The following is a 19,353-nucleotide window of genomic DNA, read 5'->3' as shown; positions in this document are numbered from 1 at the left end:
CGATGAGTGCGTCCGCCCGGATCCCGACCAGCGCGACCGCGCGTGGGCTCGGAGAATTCGTCGATGCGTCCCCGTCGCCGTTCCACGTCTGCGCGACGGTGGCTCGGGAACTCGAGAACGCCGGCTACACAAGGCTTTTCGAGGACCAGGAGTGGGCGGAAGCCGACCTGAGCGCGCCGTCGTCGCGGCATTACGTGATCCGCGGCGGCTCCATCATCGCGTGGGAGACCGGGCAGGCCGGAGCCTTCCGCATCGTCGGCGGGCACACCGACAGCCCCAACCTGCGGCTCAAGCAGCATCCGGACCGTTCGTCGGCCGGGGTTGCGATGATCGCGCTCGAGCCCTACGGCGGCGCCTGGCTCAACTCGTGGCTGGACCGCGATCTGGGCCTGTCCGGCCGCCTCGCATACCGGTCGGGAAACTCGGTGGCGCACACGCTGGTTCACGTGACCGAGCCGATCGTGCGGGTGCCCCAGCTCGCGATCCATCTGTCCGAGGATCGCAAGGGTGTCTCGCTCGATCCGCAGCGGCACGTCGACGCCGTGTGGGGGATCGGCGACGAGGTGCCCGACGTCCTGGGCTGGGTGTCGGAGTATGCGGGGATCGATCCCGATGCGCTCCTCGGCTGGGAACTCATGACCCACGACGTGGCACCGTCGGCGATCATCGGTGCCGACGGAAACCTGCTCAGCGCACCCCGATTGGACAACCAGGGCACCTGCTACGCGGGTATGCGGGCCCTGCTCGACGCCAGGTCGTCGACGAATACGAAGATGCTGGTGCTGTTCGACCACGAAGAGGTCGGCAGCGGTTCCGAGCGCGGCGCGGCGTCGGACTTCCTGGGTTCGATCTGCGAGCGAATCATCCTGGCGCGGGGCGGATCACGTGCGGACTTCCTTCGGGCGATGGCGGCGAGCGTCTGCCTGTCCGGGGACATGGCCCACGCGACCCACCCGAACTATCCCGAACGGCACGAACCCGGCCACCGCATCTCGATCGGCGGCGGCCCGGTGCTCAAGGTGAACCAGAATCTGCGCTACGCGTCGGATGCGATGGGCGAAGCCATCTTCGCGCTCGCCTGCGATGCAGCGGGGGTGCCGATGCAGCGGTACGTCCACCGGGCGGATCTGCCGTGCGGCTCGACGATCGGGCCGATCACGGCATCACGCACGGGCCTCACGACGATCGACGTCGGCGCGCCGCAACTCGCGATGCACTCCGCGCGCGAGCTCATGGGCGCCGACGACGTGCCGATGTATTCGGCTGCGCTGCAGGCGTTCCTGACACAGGACTGACGGGCGAAGGCTGTACCTGCGGCCTGGCGGCCGTCGTGGTACACGAACGAACCGCCAGCTGGCGCCGAGTTATTCTGCTCCCTGAGGTGCGAGCGGAGCGAGCCACGAAGGGTTCCGCAAGGTATCTCACCAGGCCCTTCGTGGCTCGTCGCTTACGCTCCTCGCACCTCAGGGAGCAGTGGGGGCGTCGGTCACGCTCCTCGCACCTCAGGGAGCAGTGGGGGCGTCGCTATCGCTCCTCGCACCTCAGGGAGCAGTGGGGGCGTCGGTTACGCTCCTCGCACGTCCGGGGTGGCGCGATCAGTATTCGCGGGCGAACCCGAGGACCTTGTTCACGTAGTCCATCGAGTTGTTGTACCGCAGCACGGCAGTCACCAGCGAGGACGAGTCCCGCAGGTCGAGGTCTTCGTCGCACAGGTAGTTCGCGGTGGTCAGCGCGGCGTCGAAGATGTTCTGCGGGTCGGACTTTCCGTCGCCGTTGCCGTCGGCGGCGTACATCTTCCACGTCGACGGCAGGAATTGCATCGGGCCGACCGCGCGGTCATAGACCGGGTCGCCGTCGAGCTCGCCGCGGTCGGTGTCCCCGATGACCTGGTTGCCGGCGAGGGAACCGTCGAGGCGCGGGCCGAAGATCGCGCTGCGCAGCACCCCGTCGGGGTTCACGTTGCCCTGATCGGCGTGATGGGACTCGACGCGACCGATTCCGGCGATGACCTTCCAGTCGATCCCGCAGCGCGGATGAGTGCTCGTGACGGCCTTCGCAGCGGACTCATAGGCGTCGTAGTTGGTCACCGGGACCGCACCGGTCGTCACGCTGGCCGGGCGGACCGGTGGCGGCGGGGGAGTCGGAGCGATCGGGTGCGCTCGGACGGCCGGCGTCACCGACGGGGGCGCGGTGGTGGCCTCGGGCGCGGGCTGGGGTGCCGACACCGGCGTCGGCGCCAACGTGTGACCGGAGAGCTCGGCCCCGGCCGTGGCCGCGCCGGCGAGAACGCCCACCGGCAGGAGGGCGGTGGCCCACAACGGTGTGCGTGACCTCTTCCGTGGCTTGGAGTGCTTACCCAAAACTGATCGACCTCGCGTGTACATCTCGTGGTTCGTGCTTGCGGAACCGAGCCGACCGTACACGCGGCCGTGAGCAAAGCGTTACCTTGTCGTGATCAATTCAGGTCTGGACTCGTCGGCACGTTTGTGTCGTTGCAGGTGAGCGATGGGCCGAAAGTCCTCTGTGAGACGGCCCACAGAGACGGTTGACGATGCAACGATCGGGGCAAAAGCGGTCAGTTCGGCCGCAGCACCGACAACGTGCTGCCCTCGCTGACGGCGATGTATCCGTCGACGACCCGGACGAGACCGGGAGACGACAGACCGCGCTCCCAGGCGGCGGTGTTGGCCGGGGTGAGGCCGGTCAGTACTCCCTGATTGACGAGGACCATGGTGGTGCCGCTGGAACCGACGCACCGCGGGTTGGCGAGGATCGGTTGTTGCGGACCGGGCGGCGGCCCGCTGCCGACGTGTGTGCCGTCGGCGAGTGCATACGTCGTGCGCGAACCGTCGAGGCGGCCGAAGTTGACGAGGGAGCCGCACGCGACGGCATTGGCCTTGGACAGTTCGCCGTCGCGGATCTGCCACAGCGCGCCCGGGCGCGCCGGATCGCGGACCTCGTACTGGCCTTCCGCGGCGAACACCCGGTTCGCGGCGTTGAGGACGGGCAGGGTCGACGGCCCCGGCAGCACGCGCAGGCCGTCGGCCTCGGCGACCGGATCGGCGTCGACCCGCCCGTTCACGGTCGCGTAGGTGACGACCTTCTCCTCGCCGTACGCCTGATGGTCGACGGTCACCCCATTCGGGTAGAGCCTGATGGAGCACTGGTCGCAGCCGATGCGGTCCTCCCCGGTGGCCGGGTTGACCAGATGCTGACTGGCGTCGGCGGTCTTGATGATCACGATGTCGCCGGTGACGTCGATGCCGACGATCGGCGCCGCGAACGTCCGCGCCCAGATGCTCTTGCCGGCCGGGGTGTTGAGCGTGACCTGGTGCCCGACCCGGTTGACACGCAGGAAGTTGGTGCCGAGACCCTCGACGGCCTTGGTGTCGAGGTACTCCGCCGTGCGGGTCGGGAGCCCGGCGTCGTCGACGAGGTAGAAACCGTCCTCGAGCGGGGTGCCCAGCTGTACCGCGCAACCGACCTGGCCCGCCTCGTTGACCGCGCAGTCGCCCTGCCCCGCGTTGATCGGGTTGTCCCACAGCAATTTTCCGGTACGGCGGTCGACCATCACGAACGAGCGTCCCAATCCGGACGGGTACGTGATGAGCCACCCCTCGTCGGAGGTGTCGGCGATCTCGATGGTGACCTCGCCGGAGTAGTCGGGCAGGTCCTCCTGGCCGACGATCGTCCACGCCGTTCCCGGTTCGCGTTCGTATCCGCGCAGCTCTCCGTACGCGTACTCGCCGTCGTCGGTTCGGGCGTCGCCGCTCGCGAGCACCACGCCGCCGGTCAGGACCAGCGCGGCGCACAGGACGACGACGATGGTCCCGATGCCGAACGGCAGACGCGCGGACAGGGCCCGGACGCGAGAGCGAGAGGACATGGATAAGAGTCAACCATGACGGTGGTGGCCGGTCCGGAGTCGGGAGTCGGACGACGGAGCAGGAAATCCGCCGGTCCGGTCATGGTTTTCCGGCGTGTGACGCGCTGGACTGTTCCCATGGACGTGGTGCGCGACGTGATGGTGACCCTGGCGATCGTGACCACCGGACTCAGCGCCGGTGTGCTGGCGGGATTCGGCTATGCCGTGATCCCCGGTCTGACCCGGGCCGGTGCCGACGTGGCGGTCGCGGGGATGCAGCGGATGAACAGTGCCATCCTCAACCCGATCTTCGCGGTCATCTTCGGCGGCGGCGTGGCGTTCGGGGCTCTGACCGTCTGGGCCGGCTGGGGATCGGGCCTTCGCTGGTGGGCCCTCACCGCGACGATCCTCACCGCACTCGGCGTCGTCATCACGATGGCCGCCAACGTCCCCGCCAACAACCGCCTCGACGCTGCCGGTGCGGTTCGCGGTGACGAGGCGGTGCGGATCTGGACGCGATTCACCGCCGTCTGGGTGCCGTGGAACATCGTGCGTTCCGTGCTGACCACCGCCGCCGTGGTGGTGCTGGTCGTCGGGGTGCTCGTGGGGTGACCTTCTGCTGGTTGCGTGGCGACTTTCTGCTGGTTGAGCCGGCCCCGAGCGAAGCCGCCGGGCCGAGCAAGCGACGAAGGAGCGCGTCGAGGTCGAGGCGCCGTGTCGAAGCCACTAGGTGACCTCGACTCGGTGACCTCGACGAGCGCGGCGGCCTCGCTGCGCTCGGTCGACGCTGCTCGGCCAGCGTGGTGGTGTCTTCTGCTGATGGCGCCGTGTCGAAGCCACTCGCCGGAACTCAGAACAACTGCCCGAGGTAGAACTGTGCGCCCTGGTCGTCGGTGCAGCGCGCCGAGATGCCGTACGGTGCGGTGTTCGGTTCCTCGAGCACCGTGCCGCCGGCGGCACGGACGCGCTCGACCGCGGCGACCACGTCCTCGGTCGTCCACATCGGCACCGCCACCGAGCTCTCTGCGCCACCGGCGAGACCGACCTGCGGCCGGGAGTCGTCCACTTCCCAGCCGTCGTCGATGCGTCCGCCGTGGAATGTCCAGCCGAGCACCGACCCGTAGAACGCGCGGAAGCGTCCGCTGTCGGGAGTCAGCACCGTCAGATAGGTCATGGCCCCGGGATCGCGCGGGTGTGTCTGCGGCCGGACGTCGCCGGGCTCGGGGGCGTAGACCGCGAAGCGGACGCCCTGGTCGTCGACGGCGTCGACGACGCGGTGACCGTCAGGACTGGCGCCGAACTCACCCTGTCCGCCTGCCGCGACGATGCGCCCATGGGCCGCGTCGAGGTCGTCGACGGCATACGCGCAGAACATCGTCGGCGCACCGTCGGTCTCGAAGATGCCGAGTCGGTGGCCCACGTTGGTGACGCGCCTTCCCTCGACGTCGAACTCCCAGCCGAGGACGTCGCCGTAGAAGCGCCGGGCGCGGGCGGCGTCGGGCGTGTTGAGGGACATGTAACCGATGTCGCCCTGGTGGACCGTTTCGGCGGTCGTGATCTTCGACGGTCCGCTCAGCATCCACCGGTGTCCGAACGGATCGACGATGACCGCCGTGCGGGCGCCGTGGGCCTCGTACGGTTCGCGGGTGACCGCGGCCCCGGCGCGGGCGGCCGTCGAGACCGCGTCATCGGTGTCGTCGACGGCGACCATCAGGCTGACCGACACCTGCCCGGGTGCGGGTGCCCGGAGTCCGAGGTCGGGGAACTCGGCGGCGAGATAGATTGCACCCCCGCCCAACTCGAGTTCGGCATGACCGATCACGCCGTCCGACATCACGATCGGCTCGCCGCGCAGCCGGGCGCCGAACGCGTCGACGTACCAGTCGATCGCGGCCTGCGGTTCGGCGACGACGAGATAGGGGAGGGCACCGGGACGTTCGACGGTCGGTTCCGTCTCGACCCCGGTACCGGCCGACGTGGTCTCGGGTACGTCGAATTGTGTTGCGGTGGCCATGACGACTCCTTCGGGTAGTGTCACCCCGCGCTCGAGGCGATCACGCAGCGCATCGGCGAAATCGCGGTCGGGACGGACCGGATCGTCGAAGCCCGGGGTGCTCGCCGCGTTCAGGACGTGCAGCGGATCTCGTGTCGCGTCGAAACGCGAGCTGTTCCGGGTACTCATGCGTGACCTCCCCTCCCGCTGGGCTGGGGTTGTGTCTCGGGATAGGCGGCACGGAACGCGCGCTTGGCCCTGGTGAGAAGCGCCTCGGTCGCGCCGACCGTGCGGCCCAGGATCTCCGCGCACTCACCGACGGGGAGATCGTCGACGTAGCGCAGGGTCAGGACCGATCGATGGACCGGCGACAGCTGGCCGAGGGTGTGATGGGCGACCATCCGGTCGAGTTCGGTGTCCCAGGGGTCGTCGCCGCGGTCGGGTAGGTTGTCGACGGGCTCCGGGGTGCGCTGGGCGCGTCGCCAGTGGTCGGCGAGCTTGTGCCGGGCGATCCCGATCAGCCACGGGGTGGTCGGTTCGGTCTCGCGGCGTCGTCGGACCGAGTCCATCGCGGCCAGAAAGGTCTCCGACGTGACGTCCTCGGCGGTTCGACGATCCGTGCAGCGGCGCACGACGAAGCCGTACACCTCCGGCAGTGCCTGGTCGTAGACGGCCAGCAATCCCTCTGGTCCCCGGGCCGAAGGCACCGATTGGTCGCTGCTCACATCTCTATCGTCGCGGCCCGGCACCGAAATCCGACGCCGGTGGCGGAAATTCTTTCGACCGCTCGACTTCGAGCACCGTCCCGACGGTCAGGGCGAGGCGAGATCGCCGACGGTGAGCTCGGCGATCTGGTCGGCGAGGGCCACCGGTTGATCGAGGGACACGAAGGTCCGCGCGTCGGGAACTTCGATGAACTGCGCGCCGCCGGGGAAGGCCGCGGCCAGCCGGCGTCCGTGCGCCGGGGTGAAGCATCGGTCGTCGCGTCCCCAGACCAGGCGGACCGGGAGGTCTACACCCGACATCCGCGGGGTGATCTCCGCCAGTTCGGCCGGACTGATGCCTCGCAGGAATGCGATGAAGTCGTCGCGGATGCGCGCGTCGTCCTGCAGGGGTTCGAAGACCGAGCCGGTGAGTTCGGGGTCGGGATCGTTCAGCAGCAGGCCGACCCCCAGTGCCGAATGGCGCAACGCGCGCAGTCGCATCGCGACGGCCAGCGGCTTCAGCAGCCATCGTTTTCTCATCAGCGCGAAGTACAGGCGGAACGGCTGCGGCGGGAAGAGATCGAACGCATCGCAGTTCGTGAACACCAGCCGGCTGACGAATCGTGGGTCGTCGTCGAGGGCGAACTGGGTGATGGCGCCGCCGGAGTCGTTGGCCACGAGGGTGGCGGTGGACAGGTCGAAGCGGGCGACGAACTCACGCAGGAGCCGGCTCATCCCGCGCGGTGACCGGTCCGCTCCGGGCCCGAGCGGAATGTGATGAGACCCCAGGGGCATGAGGGGGACGAAGCACCTGAATCCGCGTTCGGCGAGCAGGAGTGCGGTCGGTTCCCACAGGCGATGGTCGACGACGGCACCGTGGACGAAGACGACGGGCGGGTGCCCGGAGTCGGCGGGTCCGTAGGTGGCGTACTCGATGACGCCGGACGGCAGCTCGACGGTCGGCAACTCGGAGGCCGGCGGTGCAGTTGTCATGGCGAGACCCGCTTCTCGTAGACTCGGTAACTTACGAACACTGAGTACGAAAGTTACGTGCAAACTGTATGAAAGTCAATCGTCGTACCCAGGCCGAGCGGACCGCGGCCACCCGCGCGGCGCTCATCGCCGCCGGACGCAAGCTCTTCGGCGAGCGCGGCTTCGCCGACGTCGGGACCCAGGAGATCGTCGCCGAAGCCGGTGTCACGCGCGGTGCGCTCTATCACCAGTTCGATGACAAGAAGGGCCTGTTCGTCGCCGTCTACGACGACGTGGAGCAGTCGATCGTGGCGCAGATCGCGACGGCCGTGGGGGAGCGCGCCGGCGAGGATCCGCTCGCCGCACTGAAGGCGGGCATGCGCCTCTTCCTGCGGCTGTGCACCGAGCCGGAGGTGCACCGCATCACCCTGGTCGAGGCGCCATCGGTGCTGGGCTGGAGCGAATGGCGCGCGCGCGGTGAGGAATTCGGATTCGCGCTGGTCGAGGGGCTGATCGCGGCGGCGATCGCGACGGGGCAGGCGGTCGAGCAGCCGACCCGCCCGCTGGCCCATGTCGCGATCGGCGCGCTCGACGAGGCGGCGCTCTTCGTCGCCGCGGCCGACGACCGCGAGGCCGCCACCGAGCAGGTCGCCGCGGTCCTCGAGCGGATCGTCGACTCGTTCGCGACCTAGTCTCGGATCTCCGCGCGCACCAGCTCGGCACAGCGTTCGCCGACGAGCATCACGGTGAGGTTCGGGTTCACCGTCGTGTGCTCGGGGAACACCGATGCATCGGCGACCCGCAGGCCCGCAACACCTTTCACACGCAGTTCGGGGTCCAGCGGCGACAGCTCGTCGTCGGGCGGACCCATCCGCACGGTGCCCACCGGGTGGTAGACGGTGTTGTGGGTGCGGGTGATGTAGTCGGCCAGTTCGGCGTCACTCGTGGTGTCGGGGCCTGGATACAACTCGCGCGCAATCCATTTCGCCAGTGGTGCGGCGGCGGCGATCTCGCGGGCCTTCCGCAGACCGGCGATCATGATCCGCATGTCGTAGCCCTCGACGTCGGTGAAGTACCGGGGGTCCACGCGCGGCTTGTCGCGGAAGTCGCGGGAGCGCAGCGCAACCGTGCCCCGTGACCGGGCGTGCGTCACATTCGGTGTCAGGCAGAAGGTGTTGTCGCTGGTCGGATAACCCTGACGCAGCGTGTGCATGTCGAACGGCACGCTGCCGTAGTGCATCATCAGATCCGGCCGGGTGAGGCCCGCATCGATGGTGGTGAAGACGCCCGCCTCCCACCACTGGGTCGACTCGCGGATCATCGGCTTCGTGGTCTCGAATCCGATCACCCCCTCGGGGTGGTCCTGGAGGTGTTCACCGACCCCCGGTGCGTCGACGAGGGCCTCGATCTCGTGCTCGCGGAGGTCGTCGGCTGGACCGATCCCGGAGAGCATCAACAACTTCGGCGAGTCGATCGCGCCCGCCGAGACGATCACCTCGCGCCGGGCCTCGATCCGTGTCGTGCGACCGAACGCGTTGTCGGTGATGTCGACGCCGACCGCACGCAGCTCACCGTCGACCCTCTCGATGACCACTCGCTTCGCCCAGGAGCCTGTGCGGACGGTGAGGTTCGGCCGATCGAGGTGCGGGTGCAGGTAGCTCACCGACGACGAGGCGCGGATGCCGTCGGGCCGTCGGTTGATCTGGAAGAAGTTGGCGCCGTTGACGACCGTCGTGCCGCTGTTGAATTCGACACGCGGGATACCGACCGCCTCGCATGCGTCGAGTACGGCGACGCCGCACGGGTCGTTCGGCGGCACGGTCATCAGGTGGACCGGTCCGTTGCGTCCGTGATGTGCGCCGGGTGCCTCGTTGGTCTCGATCTGCGGATAGAGCCGGTACAGCTCCGCCGAACCCCATCCGGCGCAGCCGAAGTCGCGTTCCCACGAGTCGAGGTCTTCGCGCGGCGCCCAGAAGGCGATGCAGCTGTTGTGTGAACTGCAGCCGCCCAGCACCTTGGCGCGGGCGTGCCGCATGAAGTCGTTGCCGTTCTCCTGCGGCTCGATGGGATAGTCCCAGTCGTACCCGGATTCGAGGAGTTCCATCCACCGGTCGAGCCGGAGGACCGCGTCGTCGCCGACGTCGGACGGACCGGCCTCCAGCAGGCACACCGAGATCGAGGGGTCCTCGGACAACCGCGACGCCACCACGGCACCGCCGGAGCCGCCGCCGACGATCACGTAGTCGTACGTCTCGCTCATCGCCGATCCTCCCGGCCGTCTCGGTCCTCGAACCACCCGGTGACCCCTGGTCGGAGGTTCTCGTAGACGTGCTTGGCCTCGCGATACTCCGCCAGCCCCGACGGACCGAGTTCCCGGCCGAAGCCGGATTGGCCGTACCCACCCCACTCGGCCTCGGGCAGATACGGTCCGAAGTCGTTGACCCACACCGTGCCGGCCCGGATCCGTCCGGCGATGCGGCGGCCGCGGGCGGCGTCCGCCGACCAGACCGCGCCCGCCAACCCGTAGACGGTGTCGTTGGCCAGGGTCACGGCTTCGTCCTCGGTCGTGAAGGTCTCGACGGTGACCGTGGGTCCGAACGCCTCGTCGTGTACGCAGGCCATCGAACGGTCGGCCCCGTCGATCACGGTGGGCAGATAGAACCACCCGTCGTCGAGGCTGCCCGATCCGTGATCGCCCGTGGCGAAGGCGCCACCGGTTCGGATGACGGCGCCGTCCGCACGGGCCTGCTCGACGTAGGCGTGCACCTTGTCGCGGTGTGCCGCGGAGATGAGCGGACCGGTCTCGGTGCCCTCGGCATAGGGGAGCCCCAGGCGGATGCGTTCCGCGCGGCGGACGAGTTCGTCGACGAAACGGTCGTGCGCGGACTCTTCGATGATGAGTCGCGCTCCGGCCGAACAGACCTGACCCGAGTGCAGGAACGCGGCGTTGAGCGCATTGTCGACTGCGGCGGCGAGCAGGTCGTCGGTGGCGCAGGCGTCGGCGAACACGACGTTCGGGTTCTTGCCCCCGAGTTCGAGCGCAACCTTCTTCACCGTCGCCGCCGCCTCGCGGGCGATGACCCGGCCGGTGACCAGTCCACCGGTGAACGAGACGAGGTCGACGTCGGGGTGCGCGGACAGGGGGGCACCCGCCGCGGCCCCCGCGCCCAGCACGAGGTTGCCGACGCCCGCCGGGAGACCGAGATCCTCGAGGACGCGCATCAGCAGGATCGACGTGTGCGGGGTCAGTTCGGCGGGTTTGAGGATGAAGGTGTTGCCCGCGGCGAGCGCCGGTGCGACCTTCCAGGCCGCTTGCAGCAACGGGTAGTTCCACGGGGTGATCAGTCCGCAGACCCCCACCGGCTCGTACACGATGCGGGAGTCGGCATCGGGTGATCCGGTGTCGACCACGCGACCGGCGTCGGTCGCGGCGAGCTTGCCGAAATATCGGAAGCAGTGGGCGATGTCGGTCATGTCGAGGTCGGATTCGTATGGCCGTTTGCCGGTGTCGAGTGTCTCGGCCCGGACGAATTCGTCTCGGCGCTCGTCGATCTGGCCGGCGACGCGGAGGAGAAGGTCGCCACGTTCGGCGGCCGGTGTGGCGCTCCAGTCGCCGGCGTCGAAGGCGCGCCGCGCCGCCGCGATCGCGTCCTCGGTGTCGGCCGCCCCGGCCTCGGCAACCACGCCGACGACCGAGTTGTCCGCGGGGCAGCGGATCTCGCGGGTCTGACCGGAGGCGGCGGACCGCCAGCGGCCGTCGATGTAGAGGGTCTCGCTCATCGAGCCGGTGCTCCTTCGGAACTGCTGTCGGGGATGTCCGTGTCGCTGTCGGGCACGCTACCGTCGCCGGCGCCCGGACCGGGTGCGGGCTCGTGGTGGTCGCCGGCCGCATCCCGCAGATGCAGGTAGCCGAGATGGCGTTCGTACTGGTCGAGGATGTCGCCGATGATCTGGTCGCGGGTGTACCCGGTGAGCGAGTAGCCCTGCGACCCCTCGGTGAGATACACCTCGCACCGGAAGTAGCGATCGTCGGATCGCTGGGTCCGCACCGCGTACGTCGGGGTCGGCGCCGAGACCGGCCACACGCAGTACTCGAAACGGGGGACCTCGGCGAGTTCGACGACGAGGCGCGGCGACGGCAACCCCTCGTTCTCGGCCGATTCGTCGACGGTCGCGGTGATCCCTTCGCGGCCGAACTGTTCGGCGACCTCGGTCATCGCCGGAACGACGTTGGCTCCGATGAACTTCCGCGTGGCGGCCGGGCCGGGGAAGCGGAGGGTACCGATGAGGCGCTGTCGCCAGCTGCCGTGTTCGGTGGGACCGCGTCCGACGGCGATCACCTTCGGCAACGTGGTCCGGAAGCTGTCGAGTTTCACCGACTCGTTGCGGACGGCGCGGAGCAACGAGATGCCGATGAGCCCGAGCACGAAGGAGAACGGCAGGCCCATGATCACCGTCGCGGCCTGCAGCGTCAGGATGGATCCGTCACCGCCGCCGGCGAACAGCATCGACAGCGTCAGCAGGCCGATCGCCACCGACCAGAAGATGCGAAGGGACCGTGCGCAGTCGGCCATCGGGTCGTCGAGTCGACTGGTGAAGTTACCCATGACGAGGGAGCCCGAGTCGGCGCTGGTGACGTAGAACAGCAGGCCGGTGATGGTCGCGATGCCGATGAGCAGCGTCGAACCGGGATATTGCTCGAGCAACGAATAGAATCCGGCTTCGGGTGTGGAGGCCGTCGTCTCGGCGAAGTCCGCATCGCCGCGGGCAACCTGCAGGGCACTGTTCCCGAAGATGGAGATCCACACCAGGATGAAGCTGAACGGGACCACCAAGACGCCGAAGATGAACTGGCGCAACGTACGTCCGCGCGAGATGCGCGCGAGGAAGAGTCCGACGAACGGCGCCCAGGCCACCCACCAGGCCCAGAAAAACAGGGTCCAACCGTCGACGAAGGCGCGGGCGTCGTTGCCGGGCGGTGGGTTCACCTGGTCCCAGGCGAAGGTGTCGAGCGTCCGGTCGGCGAACGTGGACACATAGTCTCCCGCGTTCTGGACGAGCCCGTTGAGCAGGAAGTCGGCGTCCTTGGCGACCGTGATGTAGACGAGCATGCAGATCGCCAGGATCACGTTGATCTCGGAGAGGCGCCGAATGCCCTTGTCCACGCCCGATGTCGCGGACGCGGTCGCGATCACCACCGCCAGGACGATGAGACCGATCTGCGCGGCCTTGCCCTGCTCGATCCCGAAGATCTCGTTCAGCCCGAAGTTGAGCTGGACGACACCGATGCCCAACGAGGTGGCGATGCCGAAGATGGTGCCGAGGACGGCCGCGACGTCGATCGCGTCGCCCCACCGACCTTCGACGCGTTTGCCGAAGATCGGATACAGCGCCGCTCGGATCGTCAGCGGGAGATTGTGCCGGAAGGCGAAATAGGCGAGCGCACCTCCCATGAGCGCGTACATCGCCCACCCGGTCACCCCGTAGTGGAAGACCGTCCATGTGACCGCCTCGCGCGCCGCCGCGTTGGTCTCGGCGAGTCCGGTCGGCGGGTTGAGGAAATGGGTGACGGGTTCGGCGACGGAGAAGAACATCAGGTCGATGCCGATACCCGCGGCGAACAGCATCGACGTCCAGGTGAAGAGGCTGTACTCCGGACGCGATTCCTCCGGCCCCAGCCGATAGCGCCCGTACTTGCTGAGGCCGAGGAACACCACCAGACCGACGATGGCGGTGGCGAGGATGAAATACCACCAGCCGAACCACCGGGTGATGAAGTCACGGACGTCGTTGATCGTCGACTCGGCCGCCGCCGGTGCCGCCAGCGCCCAGACGGCGAAGGCGACCACGATGACGCCCGAGGCGACGAAGACGGTCAGGTTGACCCGGTGCGACCGGGGTCGAGCGTCGCTCGTCATGGGCTACGACGCTAGTCCGATCACCGACGAATCGGGCGGTTTGGGCGAATCACCCCCTGCGGCTGGGCCCGTCACCCGAAACGCGCGAGCAGTGCGCCGGTCTCGGTGCCCGCACCAAGCCGCGCGATGGTGGCGGCCTCGTCGTCGAGATGATCGGCGAAGGTTCGGCCGAAGGACGCCCGTGCGAGGCGTCGTGCGTGCCCGATCGCGGCCGTGGGCCGGTCGAGCAGGAGCGCGACGACATCGTCGGTGGCACTCTCGAGTTGCTCCGCCTCGACGACCTCGTGGACGAGTCCCCAGTCCAATGCGGTTGCTGCGTCGATCTTCTCGTTCCGCACCAGCATGCGTAGCGCGCGCCCCAATCCGACGGTCCGGGGCAGATTGATCGATACACCGCAGTCGGGAGACAGCCCGATCGTGGAATACGCGGCCACGAACGACGTCTTCGGTGTCGCGATCACCACGTCGGCGGCGAGGACGAGACCCAGACCGCCGCCGGCCGCGGTGCCCTGGACCGCGGCCACGACGGGAACCGGCAGGCGGTCGAGCGCGATGAGGGATCGATGAACCGACCCGGCGAGTTCGGCGAGGAACCGTTCCCGGTCGGGCGCGGCGGCCATCCCGTGGACGTCGCCACCGCCCGAGAAGAGCCGACCGGCCGCGGACAGCCGGACGACACGGACGCCGTCGCGTTCGATGCGCTGCACCGCAGCGGCGAGCCCCTCGGCGACGTCCATGTCGAGGGCGTTCGCGGCGTCGGGCCGGTTCAACCGGATGTCGGCGACACCGCGGTCGTCGATGGCGAAGTCGAGGCCGTCGGTCATCGTGCTGCCCCCACCGGTACGTCGAGTTCGGTTCCGGGAATGGATGTTTCGGCAGCGGCACGCAGCACCGCGTCGACGGCCGCGCGCGCCCGGGTGCTGTCGTAGGCGCGCGCGATCTGCATCTTCTCGGCCTCCAACGAGCCCTCGGCATGGGTGGCCAGAACCGATTGGTAACCGCCCCACTGACCCGCGGTCAGATCGCCGATCAGGTGGATGAGCCGCAGGCGCTCCTCCGCCGGCCTCGCTGCGGCGAAGTACTTCTCCAGGACCGCACGGACTTCGGGGTCATCCCAGTCATGGCCGCCGGGTCCGGTGACCACGAGGCCGCCGGCAAGGTCGAGCAGGGTGGCCGCGGCCTGGTGGAACCCGTGCGCGAAGTGGTACTTCGCCATGTTGACCGCCAGCGGATCGGGAAGATGAATCCCGTTGCCGCCGTTGCGCGCGCGGACCGCGGCCAGCTCGGCGAAACCTCGCACCGTCTCGGCGTAGGTGATCAGTTCGGTCAGCTTGGTCTTGACGTGGCCGGCACCGGCGATGCCGTTGGCCTCCGCGATCCCGATGGCGGCGCCGACCAGCAGATCGAGGATGGGGAGTTTGTAGTTCACCGCGGTGAAGCGGTGGTAGTCGACGAAGGCGAGCGCAAGCGGGCCGGCGAGTTCGGGCTCCCGGTTGAGGAACACGCGCTCCTTCGGTACGCGGACCCGATCGAACACCGTCAGGCTCTCGAGCAGCTTGTGCCTGGACGAGATCGGGTGCTCGAAGGCGTGGTGGTCGCCGTGCAGGTACGGGGACACGTAGAGAGTCAGGCCCTCGGTGTCGACCGGGATCGCGAAGCTCACCGCCCAATCGCGGTCGGCCTCCGACATCGCGCGTGTGGGCAGCACGATGAGTTCGTCGGCGTTGGCGCTGAACGAGGTGTGGACCTTCGCGCCGGACACGGTGATCGAGTCGGCATCCTCGTCGACGATCCGCAGATAGTGATCGGGATCGGGCTGGCGATGCGGGGGGAGTGACCGGTCGCCCTTCACATCGGTCTGGGCCACCGCAAGGGCGACGTCGTTCTCGCAGCAATGTCGGTAGAACGCTTGGGCTTTGGCAAGGCTGTCGCCCGACAACGCGCGCAGGAGGGCGAACAGTGCGTCACTGCCCACCTCCTTCAGCACGATCGTCCCGGCGCCCATGCGGGACAGGGTCTCGATGAGGCGACCGCGATTGCTGATGTCCTCCGCGGTGCGCGGCACCCGGTAGAACGCGGTGTAGGGCCCGTCGCCGTCGTCGGCGACAGCGAGATCCGGCTCGGTGCGCGAGATCTCGTAGGCGAGCGACGAATGGGCGATGGCATCGGCGAATTCGTCGAACGCGGTGACGTCGTCGATCCTCTCGCCGCGGTAGACGACGCGCCTGTTGTCGCGGAGGCCCTCTCGATAGGCCTGCGGGTCCCGGATGGCCACAACTGTCCCCTCTCGGTTGTTCACCCGCCGTGAGCGAGCGATCGCTCGGACAAGCATGCCTCGTCACCCGCGGTGGGGTCAAATGTGTCCAGGCTCTGGGCGTGGGCACGGGTGGGCGATCGTGGTGTCGGACTCGTGTGTTCCGGGTGGGCGGCGCCTGTTGTGACGTGGTCATTGATTGCGCATGACCAGATTCGGACGCTACGCTCGGCGCAGCCGAACAGGGGTGGTCCAGGCCGGGGGGCGGCCGTGCCACCTCGGCGTCAGATGCATCTGGGAAAGCAATTTCCCGCGACGCCACCCTTCGTGCAGTGTTTAGTTAAATCAAACAGACGGCGTGTGAGCCAGGCCGAACGAGTCGGCCCTCCCCTCGCCGTCCCGAACGCTCACACCCTGACAGGTGTGGGCTCCGAAAGGACTCACCGTGACACCGACCCACACCCCCGACGATTCGCTGCAGGGCCGGACCCTGTTGATCTCCGGCGGCAGCCGAGGGATCGGCGAGGCCATCGCGGTGGCGGCCGCGGCGCGCGGCGCCAACATCGCGCTCGTCGCGAAAACCGCTGACCCGCATCCGAAACTCCCCGGAACCATCCACACGGCGGCGGCCGCGATCACCGAGGCCGGCGGACGGGCGCTCCCCATCGTGGGCGACGTCCGGAACGACGACTCGGTGGCCGAGGCCGTCAGCCGCACCGTCGAGCACTTCGGCGGCATCGACATCGTGGTCAACAACGCCAGCGCCCTCGATCTGACGCCTGCCGAGAAGATCGACATGAAGAAATACGACCTGATGCAGGACATCAACGCACGAGGCGCCTTTGCGCTGACGAAGGCGGCGATCCCGCATCTGCGGGCGTCGGAGAATGCGCATGTGCTGACGCTCTCGCCGCCGATCGATCTCGATCCCAAGTGGTTCGCTCAGATCGGCACCGCGTACACGATCTCGAAGTTCTCGATGTCCATGGTCACCATCGGCCTGGCCGCCGAGCTGAAAGCCGATGGCATCGCAGTCAATTCGCTGTGGCCGCGGACCACCATCAACACCGCGGCCGTGCGCAACATCCTGAGTGAGGAGCTCGTCGCCCGGAGTCGGAAGCCGAGCATCATGGCCGACGCCGCGATGAGCATCATCACCAAACCGGCCTGGCTGGCGACCGGGCAGTGCTTCATCGACGATGACGTCCTCGCACGAGACGGTGTCCGTGATTTCGAGCAGTACCGCGTCGTGCCCGGGGACGAGGAACTCGAGCTCGACTTCTGGATGAACTGGAACTGAACCACCACGACGGCGCCGGGTCATCAAGGACGATGACCCGGCGCCGCCGCGTTGTCTTGGTTGCCGGTCGTGGGTGACTATCGAACCGGCTGAGCCTGTGGCTGCGTGTCGTCGACGCCGGCCGAGGCCGGTGAGTCGAACTCGCCGTGATAGCGCTTCTTGACGATGACGTACAGGCAGAGCAACGACGCGGCGGCCAGCAGGGTCAGGAAGAGCCCGACGCGCCAGGCGTTGTCCGGGTTGCCGTTGATGATCGCGACCATCACGAACGGCGCGAACCCGCCGACGATCGCCGAGATCTGGTAACCCAGGGACGCGCCCGAGAAGCGGATCTCCGGTGGGAACAGCTCGGCGAAAAGTGTTCCCTGCGTGCCGGTCTGCAATGCCATCGCCACGACGCCGACGAGAACGGCGACTGCGAAGGGCCAGATGGACGTCGGCGAAGACGACCCGATCAGCAGCCACATCGGGATGGCCCAGATCATCATGGCCGCCGAGCCGATCGCGAAGACCAGTTTGCGGCCGACGCGATCCGACAGCCAGCCGAAGGCCGGAACCAGCGGGACCATCACGACGCAGGAGATCAGAATCCAGGTCAGCACAGTGGATCGCGCGACGTCGAGGTAGGTCGTCACGAACTGCACCGAACCGGTGATCATGATGTAGAAGAAGACGATTCCGATCGTGTTCGCGCCGGCGGCCATCAGGATGGTCCCCGGGTTGCGGCGGATGACGTCGAGCATCGGGGAGCGCTGCACGTCGGGTCTCTGTGCGATCTTGGCCGCGACTGCCTTGAATTCCGGTGTCTCCTCGAGGAACCGATGGATGGCGAACGCGACCGGGAGCATGACCAGGCTGATCCAGAACGGGATTCGCCAGACCCAGGACAGGAACGCGTCCGAACTCGACAGCCCGGTGGCGAGCAGGAACGCGACATTGCCCAGCACCAGGCCGATCGGCACGCCGAGCTGGGCGAAACTGCCGTAGAACCCACGCAGATGTGCCGGTGCGTTCTCGGTGGCGATCAGGACGGCACCTCCCCACTGTCCGCCCACGGCCAGGCCCTGGCAGATGCGGAGGATCACGAGGAGGGTCGGTGCCAACCACACCGTCTGGGTGTTGGGCACGCAGCCGATCAGGAAGGTGGCGACGGCCATCAGGCACACCGCCCCGACCAGAACGGGCTTGCGGCCGTAGCGATCACCCAGTTGGCCCGCGAGAATGCCGCCGATCGGCCGGGCGATGAAGCCGACGGCGACGGTGGCGAAGGAGTTGAGTGCGGACACGACGGTGCTGTCGGTGGCGAAGAACGTCACGTTGAACACCAGCGCAGCCGCGGTGGAATAGATGAAGAAGTCGTACCACTCGAGCGACGTCGAGATCGCGGCGGCGATCGACGCTCGAGCCGAACGGGGTGCCGGCCGTTCGCCGGTGTGATCTGTGGGCACGGAGATGCTCCTGGCTCAAGGGGGGTGCCCGGCCGACGGAATCGAGCCACGGCCGTTCTTCCGGGGGTCGCCGTGAGGTCGTCGAAGGTGCGGCCGTCGGGCCGGAGGGGTGTTCCCGGACACAGTCCGCGCCGAGTGTCGGTCACGTCCCAGCTCCGGGGTAGCTGGAGATTAGCCAACCCCGATCGAAACAGTCAACCCGTACTCTTACGGGTGGAGGTCAGACCTCGAGGAGTACGAGGGCAGTGTCCGTCCACTGCGGCAGATGGGGGTCGCGCCGCGGGTCCCGGTGATCGAAGGCGTAGGCGAGGGCGACCCCGCGCATGCTGGTGAAGAGGATCTCGCGCAACTGCGCGTAGCGCGGGTGGCCGACCAGCTCGGGGCCCCACATCCGGTCGATGCTCGATCGGATCACGCCCCCGAGGTGCCGCTCCACGGGAAGCAGCGCGCCGGCGATCCACTCGTTGGTCCTGGACGCGGTCCAGAGTTCGACCGCGGCCCAGAAATGTGGCTCGTGGAACGACATCCACATCATCTCGACGACGTTCGTGACCCTGGTGGAACCCGTGACATGGCCGTCGATCTCGGCCACCGCGCGCGCTGTGGTCGCCGCCACCCGTTCGGCGGCGAGGTGTCGGGCGGCCGCCACGAGCAGGTCCTCCCGGGAGGGGAAGTGATGCAGTAACCGGCCGCGCGAGACGCCCGCCCGTGCCTGGATCGCCGACGTCGTCGCCCCGGCGAAGCCGTGCTCGATCAGGCAGTCGACGGCTGCCTCGAGAATGCGTCGCTGGCTGGTGATGGTCCGCTGTTCGCGGCGAGTGGGCGCCGCCTCGGCAGGTGCTGCCGTGCCGGCCGGTGCCTCGGGTGAACTCACCATGCCAATATACAAGTCAGAGTTG

Annotated in this window: 16 protein-coding genes; 4 read left to right on the top strand and 12 right to left on the bottom strand. The window is 68.2% G+C overall.

What is annotated here, in order from left to right; all coding sequences use genetic code 11:
- The first annotated feature begins 2 nt into the window (after positions 1–2).
- On the top strand, positions 3–1,295 hold the full coding sequence (locus tag MHN80_RS06255) for a M18 family aminopeptidase (RefSeq protein ID WP_239400306.1): 1,293 nt from the start codon (positions 3–5) through the stop codon (positions 1,293–1,295).
- A gap of 300 nt (positions 1,296–1,595) precedes the next feature.
- On the opposite strand, the gene MHN80_RS06250 is transcribed toward MHN80_RS06255, so the two are convergent.
- Entirely contained in the window at positions 1,596–2,360 is a 765-nt protein-coding gene (locus tag MHN80_RS06250) for a lytic transglycosylase domain-containing protein (protein WP_239400304.1), read from the bottom strand.
- A 215-nt stretch (positions 2,361–2,575) separates the two neighbouring features.
- Positions 2,576–3,886: a hypothetical protein gene (locus MHN80_RS06245; RefSeq protein ID WP_004020742.1), complete on the bottom strand. Its 1,311-nt coding sequence runs from the start codon at positions 3,884–3,886 to the stop codon at positions 2,576–2,578.
- A gap of 117 nt (positions 3,887–4,003) precedes the next feature.
- Here MHN80_RS06245 and MHN80_RS06240 point away from each other — a divergent pair, with 117 nt between their 5' ends.
- Complete coding sequence (locus MHN80_RS06240; RefSeq protein WP_239400302.1) at positions 4,004–4,477, top strand: DUF1772 domain-containing protein; 474 nt, start codon at positions 4,004–4,006, stop codon at positions 4,475–4,477.
- 238 nt (positions 4,478–4,715) lie between these two features.
- Here the strand turns inward: MHN80_RS06240 and MHN80_RS06235 are convergent, their stop codons facing one another.
- The 3 genes from MHN80_RS06235 to MHN80_RS06225 form a co-directional block, all read right to left on the bottom strand.
- Positions 4,716–6,047 carry a VOC family protein gene (locus tag MHN80_RS06235; protein ID WP_239400300.1) on the bottom strand — a complete coding sequence of 444 codons (1,332 nt, stop codon included), beginning with the start codon at positions 6,045–6,047 and terminating at the stop codon, positions 4,716–4,718.
- The gene (locus MHN80_RS06230) at positions 6,044–6,538 is read right to left on the bottom strand and encodes an RNA polymerase sigma factor (protein WP_275447472.1); all 495 of its coding nucleotides are present in this window, start codon (positions 6,536–6,538) and stop codon (positions 6,044–6,046) included. The genes MHN80_RS06235 and MHN80_RS06230 overlap by 4 nt, the downstream gene beginning before the upstream one ends.
- Before the next feature lie 132 nt (positions 6,539–6,670).
- On the bottom strand, positions 6,671–7,555 hold the full coding sequence (locus MHN80_RS06225; RefSeq protein ID WP_239400296.1) for an alpha/beta fold hydrolase: 885 nt from the start codon (positions 7,553–7,555) through the stop codon (positions 6,671–6,673).
- A gap of 68 nt (positions 7,556–7,623) precedes the next feature.
- On the opposite strand from MHN80_RS06225, the gene MHN80_RS06220 reads away from it, so the two are divergent.
- Positions 7,624–8,226, top strand: a complete 603-nt coding sequence (locus MHN80_RS06220; protein ID WP_239400294.1) for a TetR/AcrR family transcriptional regulator — start codon at positions 7,624–7,626, stop codon at positions 8,224–8,226.
- Here MHN80_RS06220 and MHN80_RS06215 read toward each other — a convergent pair.
- From MHN80_RS06215 to MHN80_RS06195, 5 genes are all read right to left on the bottom strand, one after another.
- Entirely contained in the window at positions 8,223–9,794 is a 1,572-nt protein-coding gene (locus tag MHN80_RS06215) for a GMC family oxidoreductase (protein WP_239400292.1), read from the bottom strand. The two genes, MHN80_RS06220 and MHN80_RS06215, sit on opposite strands and share 4 nt — an antisense overlap.
- Entirely contained in the window at positions 9,791–11,314 is a 1,524-nt protein-coding gene (locus MHN80_RS06210; RefSeq protein ID WP_239400290.1) for an aldehyde dehydrogenase family protein, read from the bottom strand. The genes MHN80_RS06215 and MHN80_RS06210 overlap by 4 nt, the downstream gene beginning before the upstream one ends.
- Positions 11,311–13,452: a choline BCCT transporter BetT gene (betT, locus tag MHN80_RS06205; RefSeq protein WP_239400288.1), complete on the bottom strand. Its 2,142-nt coding sequence runs from the start codon at positions 13,450–13,452 to the stop codon at positions 11,311–11,313. Before betT ends, MHN80_RS06210 begins: the two co-directional genes overlap by 4 nt.
- A gap of 71 nt (positions 13,453–13,523) precedes the next feature.
- Positions 13,524–14,276, bottom strand: coding sequence for an enoyl-CoA hydratase/isomerase family protein (locus tag MHN80_RS06200; RefSeq protein ID WP_239400286.1), 753 nt, complete (start codon positions 14,274–14,276; stop codon positions 13,524–13,526).
- The gene (locus MHN80_RS06195) at positions 14,273–15,727 is read right to left on the bottom strand and encodes a 4-hydroxyphenylacetate 3-hydroxylase N-terminal domain-containing protein (protein WP_239400284.1); all 1,455 of its coding nucleotides are present in this window, start codon (positions 15,725–15,727) and stop codon (positions 14,273–14,275) included. The genes MHN80_RS06200 and MHN80_RS06195 overlap by 4 nt, the downstream gene beginning before the upstream one ends.
- Positions 15,728–16,151: 424 nt before the next feature.
- Here MHN80_RS06195 and MHN80_RS06190 point away from each other — a divergent pair, with 424 nt between their 5' ends.
- Positions 16,152–17,006 carry an NAD(P)-dependent oxidoreductase gene (locus MHN80_RS06190; protein WP_064569247.1) on the top strand — a complete coding sequence of 285 codons (855 nt, stop codon included), beginning with the start codon at positions 16,152–16,154 and terminating at the stop codon, positions 17,004–17,006.
- 77 nt (positions 17,007–17,083) lie between these two features.
- Here MHN80_RS06190 and MHN80_RS06185 read toward each other — a convergent pair whose 3' ends face one another.
- Both MHN80_RS06185 and MHN80_RS06180 read right to left on the bottom strand, forming a co-directional pair.
- On the bottom strand, positions 17,084–18,454 hold the full coding sequence (locus MHN80_RS06185; RefSeq protein ID WP_239400282.1) for an MFS transporter: 1,371 nt from the start codon (positions 18,452–18,454) through the stop codon (positions 17,084–17,086).
- A 220-nt stretch (positions 18,455–18,674) separates the two neighbouring features.
- Entirely contained in the window at positions 18,675–19,331 is a 657-nt protein-coding gene (locus tag MHN80_RS06180; protein ID WP_239400280.1) for a TetR/AcrR family transcriptional regulator, read from the bottom strand.
- Positions 19,332–19,353: the final 22 nt, after the last annotated feature.

Origin of the sequence: Gordonia sp. McavH-238-E, assembly GCF_022348225.1 — a bacterium.
Taxonomy (GTDB): Bacteria; Actinomycetota; Actinomycetes; order Mycobacteriales; family Mycobacteriaceae; genus Gordonia; species Gordonia terrae.
Note: the sequence above shows the minus strand (reverse complement) of the source record. Positions and strands in the feature narration are given on the sequence as shown.